Annotated in this window: 20 protein-coding genes; 9 read left to right on the forward strand and 11 right to left on the reverse strand. The window is 67.6% G+C overall.

Annotated features, from left to right (window positions below; translation table 11 throughout):
- Positions 1-24: 24 nt before the first annotated feature.
- Positions 25-1605 carry a cytochrome ubiquinol oxidase subunit I gene (locus tag BPODLACK_RS00210; protein WP_024500082.1) on the reverse strand — a complete coding sequence of 527 codons (1581 nt, stop codon included), beginning with the start codon at positions 1603-1605 and terminating at the stop codon, positions 25-27.
- A gap of 207 nt (positions 1606-1812) precedes the next feature.
- The gene (locus BPODLACK_RS00215; RefSeq protein ID WP_159404460.1) at positions 1813-2682 is read right to left on the reverse strand and encodes an aminodeoxychorismate lyase; all 870 of its coding nucleotides are present in this window, start codon (positions 2680-2682) and stop codon (positions 1813-1815) included.
- 74 nt (positions 2683-2756) lie between these two features.
- Here BPODLACK_RS00215 and ygfZ point away from each other — a divergent pair, with 74 nt between their 5' ends.
- From ygfZ to BPODLACK_RS00230, 3 genes are all read left to right on the forward strand, one after another.
- Entirely contained in the window at positions 2757-3935 is a 1179-nt protein-coding gene (gene ygfZ / locus BPODLACK_RS00220) for a CAF17-like 4Fe-4S cluster assembly/insertion protein YgfZ (RefSeq protein WP_159404461.1), read from the forward strand.
- Between the two features lie 5 nt (positions 3936-3940).
- Complete coding sequence (locus BPODLACK_RS00225) at positions 3941-4618, forward strand: MOSC domain-containing protein (protein WP_159404462.1); 678 nt, start codon at positions 3941-3943, stop codon at positions 4616-4618.
- A gap of 94 nt (positions 4619-4712) precedes the next feature.
- On the forward strand, positions 4713-4889 hold the full coding sequence (locus BPODLACK_RS00230; protein WP_006435696.1) for a DUF3073 domain-containing protein: 177 nt from the start codon (positions 4713-4715) through the stop codon (positions 4887-4889).
- Positions 4890-5229: 340 nt separating this feature from the next.
- Here the strand turns inward: BPODLACK_RS00230 and purM are convergent, their stop codons facing one another.
- From purM to BPODLACK_RS00245, 3 genes are all read right to left on the reverse strand, one after another.
- Positions 5230-6342: a phosphoribosylformylglycinamidine cyclo-ligase gene (purM, locus tag BPODLACK_RS00235; protein ID WP_159404463.1), complete on the reverse strand. Its 1113-nt coding sequence runs from the start codon at positions 6340-6342 to the stop codon at positions 5230-5232.
- 83 nt (positions 6343-6425) lie between these two features.
- The gene (purF, locus tag BPODLACK_RS00240) at positions 6426-8033 is read right to left on the reverse strand and encodes an amidophosphoribosyltransferase (RefSeq protein WP_159404464.1); all 1608 of its coding nucleotides are present in this window, start codon (positions 8031-8033) and stop codon (positions 6426-6428) included.
- Positions 8034-8194: 161 nt separating this feature from the next.
- Positions 8195-8614, reverse strand: coding sequence for a sterol carrier family protein (locus BPODLACK_RS00245; RefSeq protein ID WP_096273136.1), 420 nt, complete (start codon positions 8612-8614; stop codon positions 8195-8197).
- A 46-nt stretch (positions 8615-8660) separates the two neighbouring features.
- On the opposite strand from BPODLACK_RS00245, the gene BPODLACK_RS00250 reads away from it, so the two are divergent.
- A complete protein-coding gene (locus BPODLACK_RS00250) occupies positions 8661-10169 on the forward strand; it encodes a glutamate--cysteine ligase (RefSeq protein ID WP_024500089.1) in 1509 nt (502 codons plus the stop codon).
- Between the two features lie 9 nt (positions 10170-10178).
- Here BPODLACK_RS00250 and BPODLACK_RS00255 read toward each other — a convergent pair whose 3' ends face one another.
- Positions 10179-11255 (reverse strand): NAD(P)H-dependent amine dehydrogenase family protein, encoded by a 1077-nt coding sequence (locus BPODLACK_RS00255; RefSeq protein WP_159404465.1) that lies wholly within the window; start codon positions 11253-11255, stop codon positions 10179-10181.
- 21 nt (positions 11256-11276) lie between these two features.
- Positions 11277-11912, reverse strand: a complete 636-nt coding sequence (locus BPODLACK_RS00260) for a hypothetical protein (RefSeq protein WP_024500091.1) — start codon at positions 11910-11912, stop codon at positions 11277-11279.
- A gap of 35 nt (positions 11913-11947) precedes the next feature.
- Between BPODLACK_RS00260 and BPODLACK_RS00265 the strand changes: the two genes are divergently transcribed.
- Complete coding sequence (locus BPODLACK_RS00265; protein ID WP_024500092.1) at positions 11948-12892, forward strand: glycerophosphodiester phosphodiesterase; 945 nt, start codon at positions 11948-11950, stop codon at positions 12890-12892.
- Here BPODLACK_RS00265 and BPODLACK_RS00270 read toward each other — a convergent pair.
- The 3 genes from BPODLACK_RS00270 to purL all read right to left on the reverse strand — a co-directional run bounded on the left by BPODLACK_RS00270 (position 12881) and on the right by purL (position 16135).
- A complete protein-coding gene (locus tag BPODLACK_RS00270; protein ID WP_024500093.1) occupies positions 12881-13297 on the reverse strand; it encodes a DUF2752 domain-containing protein in 417 nt (138 codons plus the stop codon). The genes BPODLACK_RS00265 and BPODLACK_RS00270 overlap by 12 nt on opposite strands.
- A gap of 28 nt (positions 13298-13325) precedes the next feature.
- Positions 13326-13694: a CD225/dispanin family protein gene (locus BPODLACK_RS00275; protein ID WP_006435705.1), complete on the reverse strand. Its 369-nt coding sequence runs from the start codon at positions 13692-13694 to the stop codon at positions 13326-13328.
- A gap of 146 nt (positions 13695-13840) precedes the next feature.
- Positions 13841-16135, reverse strand: coding sequence for a phosphoribosylformylglycinamidine synthase subunit PurL (purL, locus tag BPODLACK_RS00280; RefSeq protein ID WP_024500094.1), 2295 nt, complete (start codon positions 16133-16135; stop codon positions 13841-13843).
- A 211-nt stretch (positions 16136-16346) separates the two neighbouring features.
- Between purL and eccA the strand changes: the two genes are divergently transcribed.
- Genes eccA through BPODLACK_RS00295 form a run of 3 tightly spaced genes read left to right on the forward strand, consistent with a single transcriptional unit; the run spans position 16347 to position 19141 of the window.
- Positions 16347-18128: a type VII secretion AAA-ATPase EccA gene (gene eccA, locus BPODLACK_RS00285; protein WP_024500095.1), complete on the forward strand. Its 1782-nt coding sequence runs from the start codon at positions 16347-16349 to the stop codon at positions 18126-18128.
- A 57-nt stretch (positions 18129-18185) separates the two neighbouring features.
- Positions 18186-18587, forward strand: a complete 402-nt coding sequence (locus BPODLACK_RS00290; RefSeq protein ID WP_236577578.1) for a hypothetical protein — start codon at positions 18186-18188, stop codon at positions 18585-18587.
- Between the two features lie 14 nt (positions 18588-18601).
- Positions 18602-19141, forward strand: coding sequence for a hypothetical protein (locus BPODLACK_RS00295; RefSeq protein WP_024500097.1), 540 nt, complete (start codon positions 18602-18604; stop codon positions 19139-19141).
- A gap of 45 nt (positions 19142-19186) precedes the next feature.
- Here BPODLACK_RS00295 and BPODLACK_RS00300 read toward each other — a convergent pair whose 3' ends face one another.
- The gene (locus BPODLACK_RS00300; RefSeq protein WP_159404466.1) at positions 19187-19984 is read right to left on the reverse strand and encodes a cytochrome P450; all 798 of its coding nucleotides are present in this window, start codon (positions 19982-19984) and stop codon (positions 19187-19189) included.
- 6 nt (positions 19985-19990) lie between these two features.
- On the opposite strand from BPODLACK_RS00300, the gene BPODLACK_RS00305 reads away from it, so the two are divergent.
- On the forward strand, positions 19991-20356 hold the full coding sequence (locus tag BPODLACK_RS00305; protein ID WP_159404467.1) for a hypothetical protein: 366 nt from the start codon (positions 19991-19993) through the stop codon (positions 20354-20356).
- Positions 20357-20392: the final 36 nt, after the last annotated feature.

The raw sequence follows: 20392 nt of genomic DNA on the forward strand, positions 1-20392 counted from the left end.
GTCTCTCCTATGGTTACGTGGCCGTCAGTACGCGAACGAGAGCTGTTTGGGCTCATCGCTGTCCGCGTCTGGGTCGGAATATCCCGGCGGCCTGGAGTCGTAGGTCGCCGGCCCCTCGATGACGTATCGCCGCTGGAGCATGAACCACACGACACCCAGCGCGCCGTAGAGCAGGGTGAAGCCGATCAGCGTCACCCACACCGTCGCCGACGTGTGGTTCGAAACACCGTTCTGGACGAGCATGTTGATCCGCAGCGGGTCGAGGTCGTTCTCCCAGTTGGGTGCGACGACCCACGGCTGACGTCCCATCTCGGTGAAGATCCAGCCGGAACTGTTGGCCAGGAACGGTGTCGGGATCATCCACAGCGCGAGAGTGCCGAACTTGCGGGATTCCACGACTCGCTTGCGACGCGTGAGCCACAGCCCCCCGAGCGCCACCACGACCGACCCGAGAGCCCAGGTGATCATCGCCCGGAAACTCCAGTAGGTGACGAACAGGTTCGGGGCGAAGTTCTGTCCTGCGGGCACACCCGGTTGTCCCGCGAGCGCCTCGGTGTACTGCTGTTGCAGCTCCTCGACGCCCTTCAGGGTGCTGTCGAAACTGTGATCGGCCAGGAACGACAGCATCCTCGGAATCTCGATGACGTGATCGATGTTGTCGCAGTTGTTCTGTCGTCCGATGGCCAGCACGGAGAACCCGGCACCGGTCTGGGTCTCACACAGTGATTCCGCTGCAGCCATTTTCATCGGCTGCTGGTTGAACATGATCTGCGACTGGATGTCGCCGGTGATGAACAGACCGACGCCGGAGACCATCACGACCCAGAGAGCCAACCGGGTAACCGGCCGCCAGAAGCGGCGGGCGTCGAGTTCGAGATCCTCGGGCGTGGCGTCGATGTGACTCGGCGAGGTCGTCTTGGGCATCTCCGAGGTGTCACCGGTCTCGATGGCCTCACGAAGTTTCTTTGCGCGCCACATGTTCCGGGCCATCCACCAGCAACCGATGGCGGCGACGAAGGTGCCTGCGGTGAGGAAAGCACCGGCGATCACGTGCGGGAACGCCGCCAGCGTCGTGCTGTTCGTGATCACCGCCCAGAAGTCGTTCATCCTCGGCCGGTCCCGCGTCTCGTCCCACACGACGCCCACCGGGTGTTGCATGAACGAGTTCGCCGCGATGATGAAGTACGCCGAGGCGATGACTCCCGCCGAGGCCAGCCAGATGCACGCCAGGTGGACCCTACGCGGCAACCGGTCCCAGCCGAAGATCCAGAGTCCGATGAAGGTGGACTCGAGGAAGAACGCGACGAGCCCCTCCATCGCGAGCGGGGCGCCGAAGACGTCCGCGACGAATCGGCTGTACTCGCTCCAGTTCATGCCGAACTGGAACTCCTGCACGATGCCGGTCGCGACGCCCAACGCGAAGTTGATCAGGAAGAGCTTGCCGAAGAACTTCGTCGCGCGAAGCCACTGTTCGTTACCGGTGACATGCCACACCGTCTGCATCACCGCGATCATCGGCGCGAGGCCGATGGTCAGCGGCACCAGGATGAAGTGGTAGACGGTCGTGATACCGAATTGCCATCTGGAGACGTCCAGAGCGTCCATATCTGCCTCGAATCAGGTCACCGGCTCAGCCGGCAGGTGCCGAAGTCTCCTACTACTTCCGGTAGTAGGCACTGAACGCGACGTTACGCCTGGTCATCGGCCACTTTCAAGCGCCAAAGGTCCCATCGTGCCGCCGCTCCTGGTGCATTCGCTCTCACCCGGGACCCGGTGTGACCCGGACCCGGGATCAGATATGAGTGACCGGGATCAATTGTCTTCCACGGCAATGGCGCGGTCCACCAAACCGGAGAATCTGTCCGCGTCGGTCGGCACCGGCATCACGTACCGGTTGAGGTGGGTGACCCGGGCCGCGAGGGTCACACTGCTGACGAGCCAGACCGAGTCGGCCGCCACGAGATCCTCCGGACGCAGGATCTCGATCTTCGTCTTCCAGCCCTCCGCGTCCGCGAGGTCGAAGACCGCGCGAGCGGTCGTCGAGGCGAGGATGCCGATCTCCGTCGGCGGGGTCACCAGCGTGTCCCCGTACACCGCAACCACGGTCGACCGCGGGCCCTCGAGAATCGCTCCCTCGCTGCTGACGAAGATGACGTCGTCGTAACCCTCGGAGGCCGCGTGACGCAGGGCGGCCATGTTGGTGGCATAGCTCAGGGTCTTCGCACCGAGCAGCTGCCACGGCGCCTTGGCGGCCAGGTCGATGGAGAAACCACGCTCGAGGGTGATCACCGAGACACCGTCGGCCCGCGCGGAAGCGACACGTTCGGGCACCGCTTCCACGGTCAGGTAGGCCGTCGGGGCATATCCGTGTTCACGCCCGCGGGTGTAGACCAGCCGCACCAGGGCCTCGTCCGACGTCCCGTGCTCCTCGCTCCACAGCTCGGCCGCCCTGTCGATGGCGCCGCGCCACTGGTCGAGATCGGGCGCCGGTAGCTCCATCGCCGTCGCGCTGTGGGCGAGACGTTCGAGGTGCAGGCGGACACCACGCGGCCGGCCGGCGCGGATGAGCAGGGTCTCGAAGACGCCGTCGCCGCGGACCACCGCGAGGTCGTCGGCATGGAGAAAAGGTGCTTCGGCATCGTGTTGGGTGCCGTCGAGAGTGAGCAGGATCGAATCCGACATGGGTATGAGGCTCCCACGAGGGCCCGCACCCTGCTCGACACCCCTGGCGCCCAGCAGACCCGTAGAATCGACCCGTGAGCCGTTCACCCATCCTGACCAGGCATTCCGAGGGCGGGGCGGTCCCCGGCCCCGGCGAGTTCCACTCGTCGGAGACCCCGTGGCACTTCGGTGATCCACTCGGCGAGCAGCGAACCGCCGCCACCGGGGTCATCATCGTCGACCGCTCCGACCGTTCGGTCATCGAGATCCCGGGCGACGAACGCCTGAGCTGGTTGCACACCATCTCGAGCCAGCACATCGCCACACTCCCCGACCGCCGGAGCGCGGAGAACCTCTCCCTCGACGCGAACGGCCGTGTGGAGGAGCACTTCGTCCTGACCGACATCGACGGCGTCACCTGGATCGACACCGAGGGCGCACGGGGCGAGGCGCTGATCGCCTTCCTCACCAAGATGGTGTTCTGGGCCAAAGCCGAGCCGGCCGCACGAGCCGACATGAAGGTCCTCACCCTCGTCGGTCCCGGCGCGGTGACCGGACCGGTCGCCGAGCTCCTCGAGATCGACGCCGACGCGGAGATCTACCAGGCGGACAGTCTGCCCGAGACGCATCACGAGGACGAGCCGCTGGGTTTCTGGCGACGCATGCCGCCGCTCGGCGAGCACCGCGATCTGCCCGTGGTCGACCTCGTCGTACCCGAATTCGTCCTGCTCCGCTGGTGGGACGCACTGACCGAGGCGGGCGCCCGGATGGCCGGCAGCTGGGCATACGAGGCGCTGCGCGTCGCCGCCCGTCGCCCCCGCCTCGGCGCCGACACCGACGAACGGACGATCCCGCACGAGGTCGACTGGATCGGCGGACCGGCCGAACAGGGCGCCGTCCACCTCGACAAGGGGTGCTACCGCGGCCAGGAGACGGTCGCCCGTGTCCACAATCTCGGCAAGTCCCCGCGCCGCCTGGTGCTGCTGCACCTCGACGGCAGCTCGGATCGGCGCCCGACGACCGGCGACCCGGTCACCGCGGGCGGCCGGACCGTCGGACGTCTGGGCACCGTCATCGACCATTACGAGTGGGGTCCCATCGCGCTCGCGCTCGTCAAGCGCAACGTCGGCGCCGACACCGAGCTCATGATCGGGGCCGAGGAACCGGTCAGTGCGCGTATCGACCCCGACTCCATCCGCGAGGACGAACACGTCCAGGCCGGCCGCGCCGCCGTCGAGCGATTGCGCAGCGGCGTCACCGGCCCCGGCCTCTGAGGCGCGTGGGCACCGGTACCGTTCTGGCCGTCTGCGCGGCCGGCCAGGACGTCGTCCTCGACGGCATCGGCCCGTCCGCCATCGACAAGCGTCCGCTGACCGGCCGCGCCGAAGTGCACGAGTTGGGGCTCGCCGCCGACCACCAGCGCAACCGCAAGTACCACGGTGGCGTCGACCAGGCGGTCTACGCATACGCCGAACGCGACGCACGACGCTGGGCCGGCGAACTCGGACGTGACCTTGCTTACGGCTGGTTCGGCGAGAACCTCCGCATCGATGGGATCGACGTCACCGACGCCTTCGTCGGCGAGCGGTGGCAGGTGGGTGAGGACGGTCTCGTCCTCGAGACCACCATTCCGCGCGTCCCGTGCCGCACCTTCGCGGTGTGGGCGGGCGAGCCCGGGTGGGTCAAGCGGTTCATGGAACAGGCCGATTTCGGCGCCTACCTGCGGGTTCTACAGCCGGGAACGGTGGCTGCCGGCGATTCGGTGACCGTCATCCACCGTCCGGACCACGGCGTGCGTGTCCGGCATCTCCTCGCCGACGGCGATCCCGAGGCGATCCGCGGGCTCCTCGAGCACGACGATCTGCCGGCCAAGGTGCGACGTGAGGCACTACGCGTCGTGACCAGGACGGACAGACGCCGCGGCGTGGCGAGGCAGGGCGAGGCACACAAATCCTAGAGGCGCGCTAGACTGGTCAGCACGACAGAATTTCTTCAAGAGAACGGGGCCGCCAAATCGTTGGCCGCCCCGTCATTTTGCGAGGGGGTCCCGAATGGGCCGCGGCCGGGCAAAGGCAAAGCAGACGAAGGTTGCTCGTCAGCTGAAGTACTCCACTCCGAACACCGATCTCGAAAGCCTGCAGCGCGAGCTGTCCGGGCAGACCAGCTCGGTAGATCGTCCGGATCCGGTGGATGAGTGGGTGGACGAGGACGAGTGGCGACGCGCCTGAGGCGCGCCACTCGTGGATGCCGTCCTCATCAGCGGCACCCGACCCCACCCCACGCACGACCTCTCCGCTCAGCGGACCCGCGGTAACGCGGGTTGATGATTTCGTACGTATCAGACGGCCGCATGTGAACTGCGGCCGTCTGGTGCGTGCGGGGTCGTTCTGGAGCCAGACAGCGGTGCTCGCCGCGGTGACAACCGACGATGCGCATCGTTGCTGTGTGCTGCCCTCGGCGTGGGGGTGATGACGCGCCGACACACCACGACAAACCAGAAGCGGCGGGACCCGGAAGGTCCCGCCGCTTTGGCGTTGTCGTGCGAGAGATGTTGGGAGTCCGCGACTCTCAGAAGCGCGGGTGCTCGCCGACCAGGGAGACGCGCGCGCCGGCCTCGGTGTTCTTGGGTTCGCTGGAACGCTTGATCGTGCCCAGCACCCAGTTGTCCACGTGCCGCGCCGTCAGAACCGCCTGAGCGCGATCGGTGTCCTCCGGGGCGACGACCGCGACCATGCCGACACCCATGTTGAAGGTGCGCTCCATCTCGAGCTGCTCGACGCGTCCGCGTTGCGCGATGAGAGCGAAGATCGGGGCAGGGGTCCACGTGTTGCGCTCCAGCTCGGCCACGAGACCCTGAGGGATGACGCGCGCCAGATTCTCCGCGAGTCCACCGCCGGTGATGTGCGCGAAGGTGCGCACGTCGGCCTCGGCGATCAGCGCCAGGCAGTCGCGGGCGTAGATCCGGGTCGGCTCGAGCAGTTCCTCGCCGAGCGAGCGACCGAATTCCTCGACGTGGCCGAACAGATCCATGTGACCCCACTCGAGCAACACCTTGCGGGCGAGGGAGTATCCGTTGGAATGCAGGCCCGACGACCCCATGGCGATGACGACGTCGCCGGCCCGGACGCTGTCCGGCGTGAGGACCTTGTCGGCTTCCACGACACCGACCGCGGTGGCCGAGAGGTCGTAGTGGTTGTCCTGCATGAGCCCGGGATGCTCGGCGGTCTCGCCGCCGAGCAGCGCGCATCCCGCCTCCACGCAGCCGTCGGCGATGCCGGCGACGATCTCCGCGACGGTCTCCGGGAGGACTTTGCCCACGGCGATGTAGTCCTGGAGGAACAGCGGTTCGGCGCCGCAGACGACGAGGTCGTCGACACACATGGCGACGAGGTCACGTCCGACGGTGTCGTGCTTGTCGATGGCCTGCGCGACCGCGAGTTTGGTGCCCACCCCGTCGCTGGCGGCGGCGAGGACCGGTTCGCGATAGTTGCCCTTCAGCGCGAACAGGCCGGAGAATCCGCCGAGCCCGCCGAGGACCTCGGGGCGCGAAGCCCGCTTGGCATGCGGAGTGATGAGCTCAACAGCCCGCTCACCGGCGTCGATGTCGACTCCGGCCGCCGCGTACGAGGCCTGCGGAGTACCGCCGGTCTTCTCGTCGGCAGCCGCATCCCGCTCCGTCATCTCCGCAAGCACCCCTTGGTCAAAAGTCGTTCTCGGCGTGTTCGCCGACGATCACACGGTACCGGAGTGCCCGGCCCCCGAATTCAGGGACGCATCACTGCGCTGACGTTGTCGTTGGGCTTGGTCAACGGGTCGACCGTTCCGTCGTGGGCAGCGGAGGCAAGCATCTGCTCGAGGACCGCCTTGCCCATGGAGGTCTCCTCGGGCAGTTCGATCGGGTAGTTGCCGTCGAAGCAGGCCGCGCAGAGCGCCGAGGCGGGCTGCTCGGTCGCGCCGATCATCTCGTCGATGCTGATGTAGCCGAGCGAGTCGGCGCCGATGGCCTGGCGCACTCCCTCGACCATGCCCTCCTCGGACTCCATGCCGTTGGCGATGAGTTCGGCCGGGGAGGCGAAGTCGATGCCGTAGAAGCACGGCCAGCGCACCGGGCTGGAGGCGATCCGCACGTGCACCTCGGCGGCACCTGCTTCGCGCAGCATCCGGATGAGGGCGCGCTGGGTGTTGCCGCGCACGATCGAGTCGTCGACGACGACGAGGCGTTTGCCGCGGATGACCTCACGCAGCGGATTGAGCTTGAGGCGGATGCCGAGCTGACGGATGGTCTGCGACGGCTGGATGAAGGTGCGGCCCACGTAGGCGTTCTTCATCAGGCCCTGCCCGTAGGGGATGCCGGAGCCCTGGGCGAAGCCGACAGCCGCGGGCACACCCGACTCCGGCACCGGGATCACCAGGTCGCCCTCGGCGGGATGTTCCTTCGCCAGCCGGCGGCCGATCTCCACGCGAGTGGAGTGCACCGAACGCCCGTGGATGTTCGAATCCGGGCGGGCCAGGTAGACGTACTCGAAGACGCAGCCGCGGGGTGTCGGCTCGGCGAACCGCTTGGTCCGGACACCGTCGGCGTCGATGGCCAGCAGCTCACCGGGCTCGATGTCGCGGACGAACGAGGCGCCGACGATGTCGAGGGCGGCGGTCTCCGAGGCGACCACCCAGCCCCGGTCGAGGCGGCCCAGCGAGAGCGGCCGCACGCCGTGCGGGTCACGCGCCGCGTAGAGGGTGTGCTCGTCCATGAAGGTCAGGCAGAACGCGCCCTTGAGGGTGGGCAGCAGTTCCATCGCGGCCTGCTCGATCGAGCTGTCGGCGGCACCGTGCGCCAGGAGGGCGCCCACGACATCGGAGTCCGATGTCGCCGCAGAGCTCTTGATGCCCTTCTCCCGGGCGCGGGCGGCCAGGTCGGCGGTGTTGACGAGGTTGCCGTTGTGCCCCAGCGCGACGCCGGTCCCGGCATCGGTGGTGCGGAAGATCGGCTGCGAGTTCTCCCAGGTGGTCGAGCCCGTGGTGGAGTACCGACAGTGTCCGATGGCGACGTGGCCGCTCATCGCACCGAGTGTCTGTTCGTCGAACACCTGGCTGACGAGCCCCAGGTCTTTGAAGACGACGACCTGGCTGCCGTCGCCGACCGCGATACCCGCGGCTTCCTGTCCGCGATGCTGCAGCGCGTAGAGGCCGTAGTAGGTGAGTTTGGCGACATCCTCGCCGGGCGCCCAGACACCGAAGACGCCACATTCCTCGCGTGGCTCGTTCTCGGGTTGGTCCGACGGAGCCGGGCTGGGCGCGCAAGCACCAGACGCAGCGCATCCGCCCGCCGGGGTGGGAGCGAGCAGGTTCACGTTGGCGATCGGATGATCAGTCATCGACTAGCTCCCCTGGGCTGCGAATCGGACTACACGTCAATGGGCTGGGAGACAACTCGGAGTTTACGTGCCGGTTGCCTCGCAGGGCGAATCTTGCAGCGGTGTGGGAACGGGCGTAATTCCACGTCGGGGTCCGGGAGTGACCGATCACACTCGCCCGATCAGTCCTCTCGCCGGCCACCGGGTCCGAGCGGGATCAGGGGTAACAGCTCGGCTATCAGCTCGGCGCGGTGTCCCGAGGCGTCGACCCGACCGGCGGCCAGCGCCGCGTCGTAGGTCAGCAGCCCGGTCACCAGCAGCAGCCAGGTGCGCGGCGAGGTCTCCACGACGTTGGGTGGCGTCCCTCTCGTGTGCCGCGGTCCCTCGATGCACTGCACCGCCACGAACGGCGGGACCCGGACCTCGACCGAGTTACCCGGGGCGAGATGTTCGAGCGTGCGGGCGGTGAGGCGGACGGCAGCGGCGAGGGCGGGCCGCGGCGGTGCGGGTGACGCCTCGTCGGCGAGCCAGTCCGCCACCGCGAGAACTGCGGCACGGACCTCGGCCGGGTCGGATCTCTTACGCGGGGGCACGCCAGTCATCTTGCAACAAGGTTCACGACGCCCGGATTGGGGCAGTATGTGACGCATGGGCGCGGAAGTGACCAAACAGGAGTTCACCGGCGAGGATCGCGTGAGGTTCCGCCGTCAGGTCAGTCGGGGGACCGACGCGATCGCGCGGATGCTGGCCGAGGGGTTGTTCACCGACCAGGGGCGCCCACCGAAGCCGCTGCTCGGCATGGAGGTCGAACTCAATCTCATCGACGAGCAGATGCGTCCGGCCATGGCGAACGCCACCGTCCTCGAGGCGATCGCCGACCCCGACTATCAGACCGAACTCGGACAGTTCAACATCGAGATCAACGTCTCGCCCCGACCTTTCACCATCGATGACACGATCTCGCTGGAGCAGGCGTTGCGGACGTCGCTCAACCGCGCGGAGGAACGCGCCGCCCGCACGAACAACCACCTCGTCATGATCGGGATGCTCCCGACCCTGAAGTCCGAACACTTCGCCCACCACTGGATCTCGGCCAACCCGCGCTACGACCTGCTCAACGAGCAGATATTCAACGCCCGCGGCGAGGACATCGAGATCGACATCAGCGGCGTACCGCTGGGCGACGGCCATCACACCGAGCGTCTGCACACCTCCACCGATTCGATCCTGCCCGAGGCCGCGTGCACCTCACTGCAGCTGCATCTGCGGGTGGCCCCGGAGGATTTCGCCGCACACTGGAACGCCGCCCAGGCGATCGCCGGGGTGCAGGTTGCGCTGGCCGGCAACTCCCCTTTTCTCGCCGAGACCGCACTGTGGCACGAGAGCCGCATCCCGGTCTTCGAACAGGCCACCGACACCCGGCCGCTGGAGCTGAAGAACCAGGGGGTCCGGCCACGCGTGTGGTTCGGCGAACGCTGGATCAACACCATCTTCGATCTCTTCGAGGAGAACACCCGGTACTTCCCCGCACTGCTGCCCGTCTCGACCGACGTCGACCCGCTCGCCGAGCTCGACGCGGGTCGCATCCCCACTCTCGACGAGCTGCGGCTGCACAACGGCACCGTGTACCGCTGGAACCGGCCGGTGTACGACATCCACGAGGGGCAGGCGCATCTGCGCGTCGAGAACCGGGTGCTGCCCGCCGGGCCCACGGTCGTCGACACCATGGCCAACGCCGCCTTCTACTACGGGGTCGTGCGGGGGCTCGTGGAGTCCGACCGTCCCCTGTGGTCACAGATGTCGTTCAACGCGGCCGCGGAGAACCTGCAGTCCGGCGCCCGTTTCGGGATGGAGGCGCAACTCTATTGGCCCGATGTGGGCTGGGTGCGCCCGGACGAACTCGTGCTCCGTCGCCTGCTGACCCTCGCCGAGAAGGGCCTCCGCGCGTACGGCGTCTCCGACAAGGCGCGCAAGAGGTACCTGTCGGTGATCGAGGGACGGTGTGTCACCCGCCGGACCGGGTCGGTGTGGCAGCGCGAGGCCGTCGCCGCCCGGGAGAAAGCCGGCGAGAGCCGGGCGGAGGCACTGACCGGCATGCTGTCCGACTATGTGACGCTCATGCACGAGGGCGAACCCGTTCACACGTGGGAGGTGTGACAGCGCAACCTATTCGGCGACCAGACCCCGTCCGGTGATGAGCGGCAGATCCAGCGCGGTCACCAACCCCGGTTTCGCATCGACCACGGCGGCAACCGAATTCACCAGCCGCATGGCCGTGACGATCATCCCCGACACGTTGTGGTCGCCGTTCTCACCGTGATGACCGAACTCGACGGTCATCTCCGGTTCGCCGGAGATGGCGATCCGGTAGCAGCCGTCGCCCTCGTGCGGGGTCGGCCAATCGGGGCACTGGTCCGCATGTGTGCGCGTGTAGTGCTCCAGCACAACACGATCCACGCCATTGACCTGCCCGGCGACCTCGAACCGCAACGCCGCCATCGTGCCCTTCGGAATCTCCACCGACACCGTCGAGTAGTCGCGGTCCGCCTCGACCCGCTCGACCCGTTCGACGAGCGGCTCGTCGAGGGTGAGGTCGAGTCCGGCGGCGATCTGCCGCACCACACTGCCCCATCCCATCGACAGGATTCCGGGTGACAGCAACAGCGGCGTGGTGTCCATGGGCTGCCCGAATCCGAAGAGGTCCCGCATGACGACCGGCTGGTAGTACGTCGAGTAGTCGGCGATCTCCTGGCACCGCACCTCGTCGATGCGCTGCGAGAGGCTCGTCATCGACAGCGGCAGCACATCATTGGCGAAACCGGGATCGATACCGTTGACGTGAAGACTGGCACCGCCGGACGCGCCGGCCGCGGCGATCCGCTCCAGCAACCCGTCCGGCAGGATGCCCTGTGGGAACTGCAGCACCACCGGACCGCTCGACACCACGTTGATCCCGCTCTCCACGAAGAAGATCAGGTCCTCGATCGACTCCATCACGCGGTCGTCGGTCATCGCGGTGTGCACGATGCAGTCGGGCCTCAGGGCGATCAGCGCGTCCCGGTCGTCGGTCGCGGCGACGCCGAGGTCGCGTCCGAGGTCCGCCAGTTCGCCGGCGTCCTTTCCGACCTTCTCCGGATTCGAGACCCACACCCCGACCAGTTCGAGGTCGGGATGGGCGTCGATCCCGGCGATCGCATGTCTTCCGACGGTTCCGGTCGACCACTCGACCACGCGCAGAGCCATGCCCTCAAACTAGAACACGTTTCAAGTCCGCAAGGTGCGTTCGGTGAGAACGGGTCGTGATCGCCACCAGAGGCCGGTGACCACCGCGACGGTCGCGGCCATGCAGACGCCGGCCAGGACGAAGGCGGCCGCCATCACCACGGCGGGGGTGGACTCGTCGATGAACGGGCCGGGCAGGAAGGTGAAGACCAGCCCCACCGTCCAGGCGGCCGCATTCACCGGTACCCACGTCCATGCGCCGGGAAGCCGGTTCCGCAGGACGACGTACTGCGCCGAGGGGATGCTGGTCAGCAGTACCGCGGCGCCGGCACCGAACAGGAACCAGGTGAGGGGATTCCCGAAGTCGATGTCCACTCCCAGATCGACGAGACTCGACGGCGCCATCCCCAACGACCACGCGAGCATCGCGCCGACCGCGGTCGCCGGGACCCATCGCGCCGGCGGGACCTGCCACGACGTACCGCGAAGGGCGACCGCCTGACCGAATCCGAGAAGCGCGCCCTCGCCGGCCCCACAGACGACCATGAGCAACCAGGCCCATCCGGGCGAGAGCCCGGCGGTGCCGGAGATCGCGAACCCGGCCACCGGGATGAGGAATCCGGTCGACTCGGTCGCCGTCACAACACCGACCCACCGGGGCATGGAGAACGCCGCCACCTGCCAGACCCTACCGAGACTAGGCTCGGAAGACGATGTCCCAGATCAGCACACCGGCTTCCGATCCCTCCTCGGCACCCCTGTACATCGACTTCGACGGGCACCGGACCATGCTCAAGTGGCACCGTGGGCGTCGGCGCGCCGACGATCCGGCCTTCACCGCCACCCGCATCGTCGAGGGCATGCGGCACGGCGCGAGCATCGAGGTGGACCTGGTCATCCACGCCGACCGGGGCTTCGCGATCCTCCACGACCGCGTCGTCGACCACGCCACCACCGGCACCGGGGTCATCTCGGCACTGCCCGCCGCCTACCTTCGCGGACTGTCCTTGCGCGACAACCAGGGAAAGGCGCTCCGGGAGCCGGTCCTGCTGCTCGAGGACCTGACCGAACTGCTCTCGACGGTCGACATCGCACCGACGTCGATCCTCCAGCTCGACTTCAAAGAAGACGACGCCGCGCTCGATCGACGGGCGGTGGACACCTTCGCGCAGAGCGTCGAACCGTTGGCGTCGCACTTCATCCTGTCGTGCGGCGATGCGGCCGCCGTGGCCCGCCTGACGTCGGCCGCCCCCGGAATCCGCGTCGGCTACGACCCCTGCCACCACGGTGCCGCCGACGCCGCGATCCGGTCCGGGGAATTCGACGGCTTCGTCGCGCGCGCCCTGTCCGCATCACCGGACGCCGAGATGATCTACCTCGAGAACCGACTGATCCTCGCCGCGGACCGGCGCGGCCACGACCTCGTCGGCGCATTCCATCGACACGACCGGCTCGTCGACGGCTACACCGTCACCCGCATCGGACCGCGAGCCGTCCCGGAGATCAAGCGGCTCTTGGAGCTACGGGTCGACCAGATCACCACCGACGACCCGGAGGGCCTCGCCGCACTCGATCTCGACGCCACCCCGGCGGGCACCGGGTCGCGGCTGATCCGCTGGCTCCGACGCACCGGATCAGCCGGCCGGTCAGACGTGTAGGGACCAGAATGGTTCCACCGGAATGTTCCGGACGACGAACCAGATGAGCACCACGACGAGCACGACGACGGCGGAATAGCGCATGTTCTGCCAGCTGCGAATCCTTCGTCCGGTCCAGAGCCGCAGACAATACGCACCAAAGGCGAAGAGCAGCAATCCGATCGCGGCCACCCCGGCCGCGTTGTAGTGCAGGGCCGCGGACAGGTCGCCGTGCAGGAGCGAGTAGAGCGCACGCTGCGAGCCGCAACCCGGACAGGTCACGTTGAACATCAGCTTCGTCGGACACATCGGCAGTACCCCGCCGGGTGTGGTGGGGTCGCCCAACAGTACTGCGCCACAGCAGATCCCGGTCGCGGCGACAACTGTCGCCGGACCGAGGACCCGATGATTCGAGAGGGCCGACACCCGTGAGAGAACTGCCCTCTCGAACCGCTCAGTACGTGGACGTGGTCGCTGCTGTGCCGAAGAGGACGACAAAGAAGAGGACATAGGCCACGACGATCAGGATCGAACCGACGACACCGGCGATCGCACCCCACATCGCCCACTTCTTGGCATCATCGGCGGCTTTCTGGGCACCTGCGAAATCTCCTGCAGCCCACAGTTTGCTGACCGAGGTGGACTTGACGATCGCCACGATGCCCAACGGCAGGCAGCACAGGACCGTGGTCAGGATCGCCCACACGAGGTTGTTGTCCGGCTCGGGTCCGGGCGGCGGGCCACCCACGTATGCGCCGTACGGCTGTCCGTAACCACCCTGGCCGTAGTTCGGCGGCTGGTTCGGATCATAGGGATAGCTCATCTGCGCCCTTTCGACTCTCTCTGAGAACCCCAGGAGCGTAACCGACCCTCAGCCTGTTGGGCGGTTCCGGAAATCAGATTGCTTCCAACGATGTACACGCAACGTTCCCGCAGGCGAGAACGTTGCGTGTGACAACGATCGGGCTCCTACGCGGTGTCGCCGAAGAGGCGAGGCAACGTCGCCTCGCGCACCTCGCGCAGCTCGGTCAGCGGCACCGAGAAGTAGTCCTGGACCTCGACCTCGTCGCTGCCCTGATCGACCACGCCGATGCGCGTCCACGGCATACCGCGGGCGTCGAGCATCGCGGCGAAGCGCGACTCCTCGGTACGCGGTACCGCGACCAGCACGCGTCCGGCGGATTCGGAGAACAGCCAGACGAAGGGGTCGGCATCCTCGGGCAGCAGGATTCGGCAACCGGTCTCGCCGGCGAGGGCCGCCTCGACGACGGTCTGGATGAGGCCGCCCTCGCTGAGATCATGTGCGGCCGAGATCAATCCGTCGCGCGACGCCGCGGTCAGGATCTCCGACAGCAGACGTTCGCGTTCGAGGTCGACCTGCGGGGGCACGCCTCCGAGGTGGTCGTAGGCGACCTGCGCCCAGATGGAGCCGTCGAACTCGTCGCGCGTCTCGCCGAGCAGGATCAGCGTCTCCCCCGGTTCGGTGCCGAAGCCCGCCGGGATGCGGCGATGGACGTCGTCGATCACACCGAGGACACCGATCACCGGCGTCGGGAGGATCGCCGTCGCGCCGGTCTGGTTGTAGAAGCTCACGTTGCCGCCGGTGACCGGGATGCCCAGCTGTGCGCAGCCGTCAGCGAGTCCACGGACCGCCTGCTGGAACTGCCACATCACCGCCGGGTCCTCGGGCGAACCGAAGTTGAGGCAGTTGGTTACCGCCTTGGGGGTCGCGCCCGAGACGGCGACGTTGCGGTAGGCCTCGGCCAGCGCGAGCTGCGCACCTCGATACGGGTCGAGGAAGGTGTAGCGACCCGACGCGTCGGTCGCCAGAGCGATTCCGCGTCCGGTCTTCTCGTCGATGCGGATCATGCCGGAGTCGGCGTTCTCGGCCAGGACGGTGTTGCCGCGGACATAGCGGTCGTACTGGTCGGTGATGAATTTGCGGCTGCACAGCGCCGGGCTGGCGAGCATCTTCAGCAGCGTCTCGCGCAGCTGATCCGGCGTGTCCGGACGCTGCAGCGGCTCTGTGGTCGACGCGATCACGGTGTCCTGCCAGTCCGGACGTGCCACCGGGCGCTCGTAGACCGGGCCCTCGTGGGCGACGGTGCGCGGCGGTACGTCCACCACGGTCTCGCCGTGCCAGGTGATGACCAGATGGTCACCGTCGGTGACCTCACCGATCACGGTGGCCAGCACGTCCCACTTCTTGCACACGGCGAGGAAGGCGTCGACGTTCTCCGGGGCGACGACGGCGCACATGCGTTCCTGCGACTCACTGGAGAGCACCTCGGCCGGGGTCATGCCCTCGGCACGCACCGGCACCTGCTCCAGCTCGATGTGCATGCCGCCGTCCCCCGCTGCGGCGAGTTCGCTGGTGGCGCAGGACAATCCCGCGCCGCCGAGATCCTGGATGCCCACCACGAGTCCGGCGTGGTAGAGCTCGAGGCAGCACTCGATGAGCACCTTCTCGGTGAACGGATCGCCCACCTGAACGCTCGGCAGCTTCTTACGGCTCGGACCGCCACCCTCGGCATCGTCGAAGGTCTCCGACGCGAGCACGGACACGCCGCCGATGCCGTCGAGTCCGGTGCGCGCACCGAACAGGATGATCTTGTTGCCGGTGCCCGAGGCGAACGCCAGGTGCAGGTCCTCGGTTCGCAGCACGCCCGCGCACAGGGCGTTGACCAACGGGTTGCCCGCGTAGCTGGCGTCGAAGACGGTTTCGCCGCCGATGTTGGGCAGTCCGAGCGAGTTGCCGTAGCCGCCCACGCCGCGCACCACGCCGTCGACGACGCGTCGGGTGTCGGGAGCGTCGGCCGGGCCGAAGCGCAGCTGATCCATGACCGCGATCGGCCGCGCGCCCATCGCCATGATGTCGCGGACGATGCCGCCCACACCGGTCGCCGCGCCCTGATAGGGCTCGACGTAGCTGGGGTGGTTGTGCGACTCGACCTTGAAGGTCACCGCCCACCCGTCGCCGATGTCGACCACGCCGGCGTTCTCACCGATACCGGCGAGCATGTTGGCCCGCATCTCCTCGGTGGTGGTCTCTCCGAAGTAGCGGAGATGGACCTTCGACGACTTGTAGCTGCAGTGCTCGGACCACATCACCGAGTACATGGCGAGCTCGGCGTCGGTGGGCCGACGGCCCAGGATCTCGCGGATTCGCGCGTACTCGTCGTCCTTGAGACCGAGTTCGCGGAACGGTTGCGGATGATCCGGGGTCGAGGAAGCGGCTGAGACGGTATCCACCTGGGCACTCACGCAGACAAGTCTAGGCGGGCCCGGGCCGTCGGAGGCGACGGGGCGGACCTCAGGCGTTCGGTGCGCCCTCCTCCCCTGGGAGATCTGTAGCCGGGACCGGCCCGGTCTCGGGATAGTCTGTTCACTCGAGCCGTGCAGGGCCGCGGGACGTGCACGGGGGTGCAGGCACGCCGGCGACGCGCGGGGCACGACGTTGACACAGGGGGACGAGATGGCCGATGTCCGCAAGGCGAGGGCACTCTTCGAGCTGGGCGTCCTGTCCTTGAACATCCCCGTCGACGGTCAGGAGCCGATCAACAACCCTGCACAGGCCGCGAAGGCGTTCACCCGCGCCACCGAGTGGGATCCCTCGCTCGGTGACGCCTGGATCGGCCGCCTCGCCTGCGGGGACAGGAGCGACGAGGTCCTGCTGGGACTGTATCGGGCACGAGCGACGATCGGCGCCGAACAGCGTCGGCTCGGCCTTCCCCCGGGCACCATCGCAGGTCGCTGGGACACCGGGCTGCACATCGACTATCCCGCGATCACCGCCGTCGACGCCACTGCCGCATTTGCGTCCAGTCTGATCCGCGGTGCCGACTACTCGGGCGCCGAGGAGGCGCTCGACGAGATCCCGCCCGCCCATCGGTTGCCGATCGTGGAGTTCGTCCGCGCTCACCTCCACTACCGAACACAACGATGGCCCGATGTGCTGACCGCCCTCACCCGCTCGGACCGGTGGGGCGACACGGTCATGCAGTCTGTGGCCGACTTCATGGCCGGATCAGCGTGCGTGCACCTGGGGATGCTCGGCGAGGGCATGCGTCGCCTGCAGAACGCCATCGACGGTCCGGTCGCGGGCTGTTCGGTCAGCGCGATGTACGCCTACGGCCTGGCGCTTCGCGAGCAGGGTCACGAGGAGAAGGCCAAGGCCATGCTCGAGCAGGTCTACGCGCGCAATCCGGCGCACACCGCGGCGGCGCAGGCCATGCGGTCCCCGACGATCCGCGTCCTCCGCACCACGCCCGAGGAGATCGCCGCACGCACCGACCGCTGGGACCCCGCCTCGGTGCCGGACCGCAATCAGACCACGGTGTCGCCGGGCGGAGCCGACGGCGTCGAGAACGAGCTGGTGACCGACGCCCAGCGCGAACTGGAACAACAGATCGGACTCGAGTCGGTCAAACAGCAGGTCGCCAAGCTGCAGTCGGCGGCCACCCTCGCCAGGGTCCGCGCCGACCGCGGACTCTCGACCTCGGCGCGCAGCCTGCACCTCGCCTTCACCGGGCCGCCCGGTACCGGCAAGACGACCGTCGCCCGGATCGTCGCCAAGATCTACTGCGGGCTCGGCTTCATCAAATCCGACAAGGTGGTCGAGGCGACCCGGCGCGACCTGGTCGGCGAACACCTCGGCTCCACCGCCATCAAGACGTCGGCGCTTATCGACTCGGCCATGGACGGCGTCCTGTTCATCGACGAGGCGTACACCCTGATCCAGAAGGGTTTGTCGGGTGGCGACGCGTTCGGTCGCGAGGCCGTGGACACGCTGCTGGCGCGGATGGAGGACGACCGGGATCGTCTGGTCGTGATCATCGCCGGCTACGACTCGGAGATCGACCGGTTTCTCGCTGCCAACGACGGCCTCGCGTCGCGTTTCGCACGTCGGGTCCGATTCGACTCGTACACCCCGCGAGAGCTCGCGCAGATCGGCGAGTTCATCGCGCGCAAACGCGATTCGGTCCTCACCCCGGAGGCGGTCGCCGAACTGGAGCAGGCGTGCGCGCCGCTCTACCACGATGTCCGCGACCACGATGGCGGCACGCGTCGGGCCACCGATCTGGCCGGTAACGGCCGATTCATCCGCAACATCGTCGAGGCCGCCGAGGAGGAGCGCGAGTTCCGGCTCAGCACGGCCGGCGACCTCGCCTCGTTGTCCGCAGACGATCTGATGCGTATCGAACTCGACGACATCCGGTCCGCCATCTCCGGCGTGCTGTCGGGACTGAGGCGCTAGCGGCCCTCGCCCGTCCCGGCACTTCCGCTCGTTTCCCCAGAGAGGTTCTCCATGCTCATGTCCTGCACCCGCTTGGTCCGATCCGGCCTGCTCGCCGGCGCCCTCGCCCTGACCCTGTCGCTGGCCGGATGCTCGTCCGACGACGCCGAACCCGCACCGTCCGCGACCACCTCGAAACAGACCGCCGGCACCGAGCAGACCACCGGAGACACGGGGCGGCCCACAAGAGAAGCGGCCACCTCGGGAGCACCGTCGGGCGCCGTCCGGAGTTCCACCGCCAAGGCTCTGAGCTGCCGCGACTTCCGGGCACTCGAAGACGATGGGCGCGCGGCCGCCGTGGCGGCACTCGGGGTGAAGTCCAACGCCGATCAGGTCGCCACCGTCGCGGCGACGGTCTGCCTCAGCCGTCTCGACGACAAGGTCGCCGATGTTGTCGGTGAGCTCGTGCCCACACGCTGATACGTTCGTTGACCATGAGTGTCCGACCGTGGTCCCTCCTGCACGGCCCGTTGTTCTCCCGCGGCCGTCCACTGGACCGCGAACACGCCGCGCCCCGCATCAGCGCGTACATCTACGGCAACATCCTGATCCTGGCGGCGCTGATCCCGCTGCACCTCACCGACGATTTCGTCGGCATCCTGATCGTGCTCGGCACAGCCGCGTCGACCTTCATCGCACATGTCTTCGCCGAGGCGGTGGCGCGACGGGTGCACGACGGCGCCGTCCACCCCACGAAGACGACGGTCCTGCACCACCTTCGGGATTCGGTACCGATCCTCTCCTCGGCGTCGGTGCCCTGCCTCATCCTGGCGATGGCGTGGATCGGCTGGATCGAACCGCGCACCGCACAGCTGGCCGCCGAGATCGTGATCCTGCTGCGCATCGGCGGAACGGTCTTCGTCATCGACCGCCTGAACAATGAAAGACCCAACCGCGCAACGCTGATCGGGGCGACCGCGGTCACCGTGCTGGCAACCGCCATCGTCGTCGTGAAGGTGTTCCTGACGCACTGACGTTCATGGCGCACCGATCAGCGGAGTCTGCGGCCAACCCGTGGATCAGCTGCGTGCGGTGAAGCTCATCGGCATCGAATGCCACCCCTGGGTGGGCCAGGTGCCGCGCTCCGGGTTCCCGTCGACCTTGAAGGTGTCGATGCGCTCCAGCCAGGTACTGAGGATCGCACGTATCTCGATGCGCGCCAGACCTTCCCCGAGGCACCGGTGATTTCCGGAACCGAAGCTGGTCAGCTGGGTCTTGCCCGGCCGATCGATGTCGACGGAATCGGCGTCGGCGAAGATGTCCTCGTCCCGGCTTCCCGACGCCCACATCTGCAGTACGCGCTCGCCGGCGCAGATCGTCCGACCGCCGATCTCCACGTCCCGAGTCGCCGTACGCGCGGTGGCCTGCGTGGGGGCGAAGACACGCGCGAACTCGCCGACCGCCTTGGTGATCAGTTTGGGATTGGCGCGCAACTGCTCTCGTAGCTCGTGATCCTCGGCCAGATGCGCCAGCGTGGCGCTCGTGACGTCGGCGGTGGTCTCGAACCCGCCGACGATCAGCAGTATGAAGGTGCCGAAGATCTCCTCATTGGTCAGCGGCCGTCCGTCGATGTCGGCCTCCATCAGCGCCGACATCAGATCGTCGCCGCCGGGCTCGGCCTTGGTCTTCTCCATCCACGCCTGGACGTAACCCATGAGATCCATGAAGGTCACGCCGAGCGCTTCCTGGTCACCGGAGGCATTGGCCGACACCATCCCCTCGTGCCAGCTCTTGAATCGCAGACCGTCTTCCTGCGGAACGCCCATGAGCATCGCCAACGCGCTCGAGGACACCCGGTAGTTCAACTGGGATGCCACGTCGGCATGACCGTCGTCGATGAAACTGTCGATGCACTCATGCGCGATGCGGACCAGCTCGGGCTCGAACGCGGCGATTCGGGATCCACGGAAGAAGGGAGCGACCAGGGCACGGTAGTCGGCATGCTGGGGCGGATCGGACTGGACCGGAAGCCATGGAAAGACTCCCCCGGTCATGTCCGGAACGACGAACACCTCTGCTGCACTGAAGGTTTCCGGATCGCCGGCAACCTGTTCGATGTCGGCGTGTTTGAAGACCGCCCACGCGCCGCCGAACTGCTCGGTCCAGGCAACCGGGCACTTGCCGCGCATATTCTTCTGGACCGCGACAGGGTCTGCAAGGTTCGCCTCGGACAGCGGATCCCAGTCTGATGTGACATTGGCCATGAGGGGGATTCCTAAATCTTT

It is taken from the genome of Gordonia sp. YY1 (genome assembly GCF_009872315.1).
GTDB lineage: Bacteria > Actinomycetota > Actinomycetes > Mycobacteriales > Mycobacteriaceae > Gordonia > Gordonia amicalis.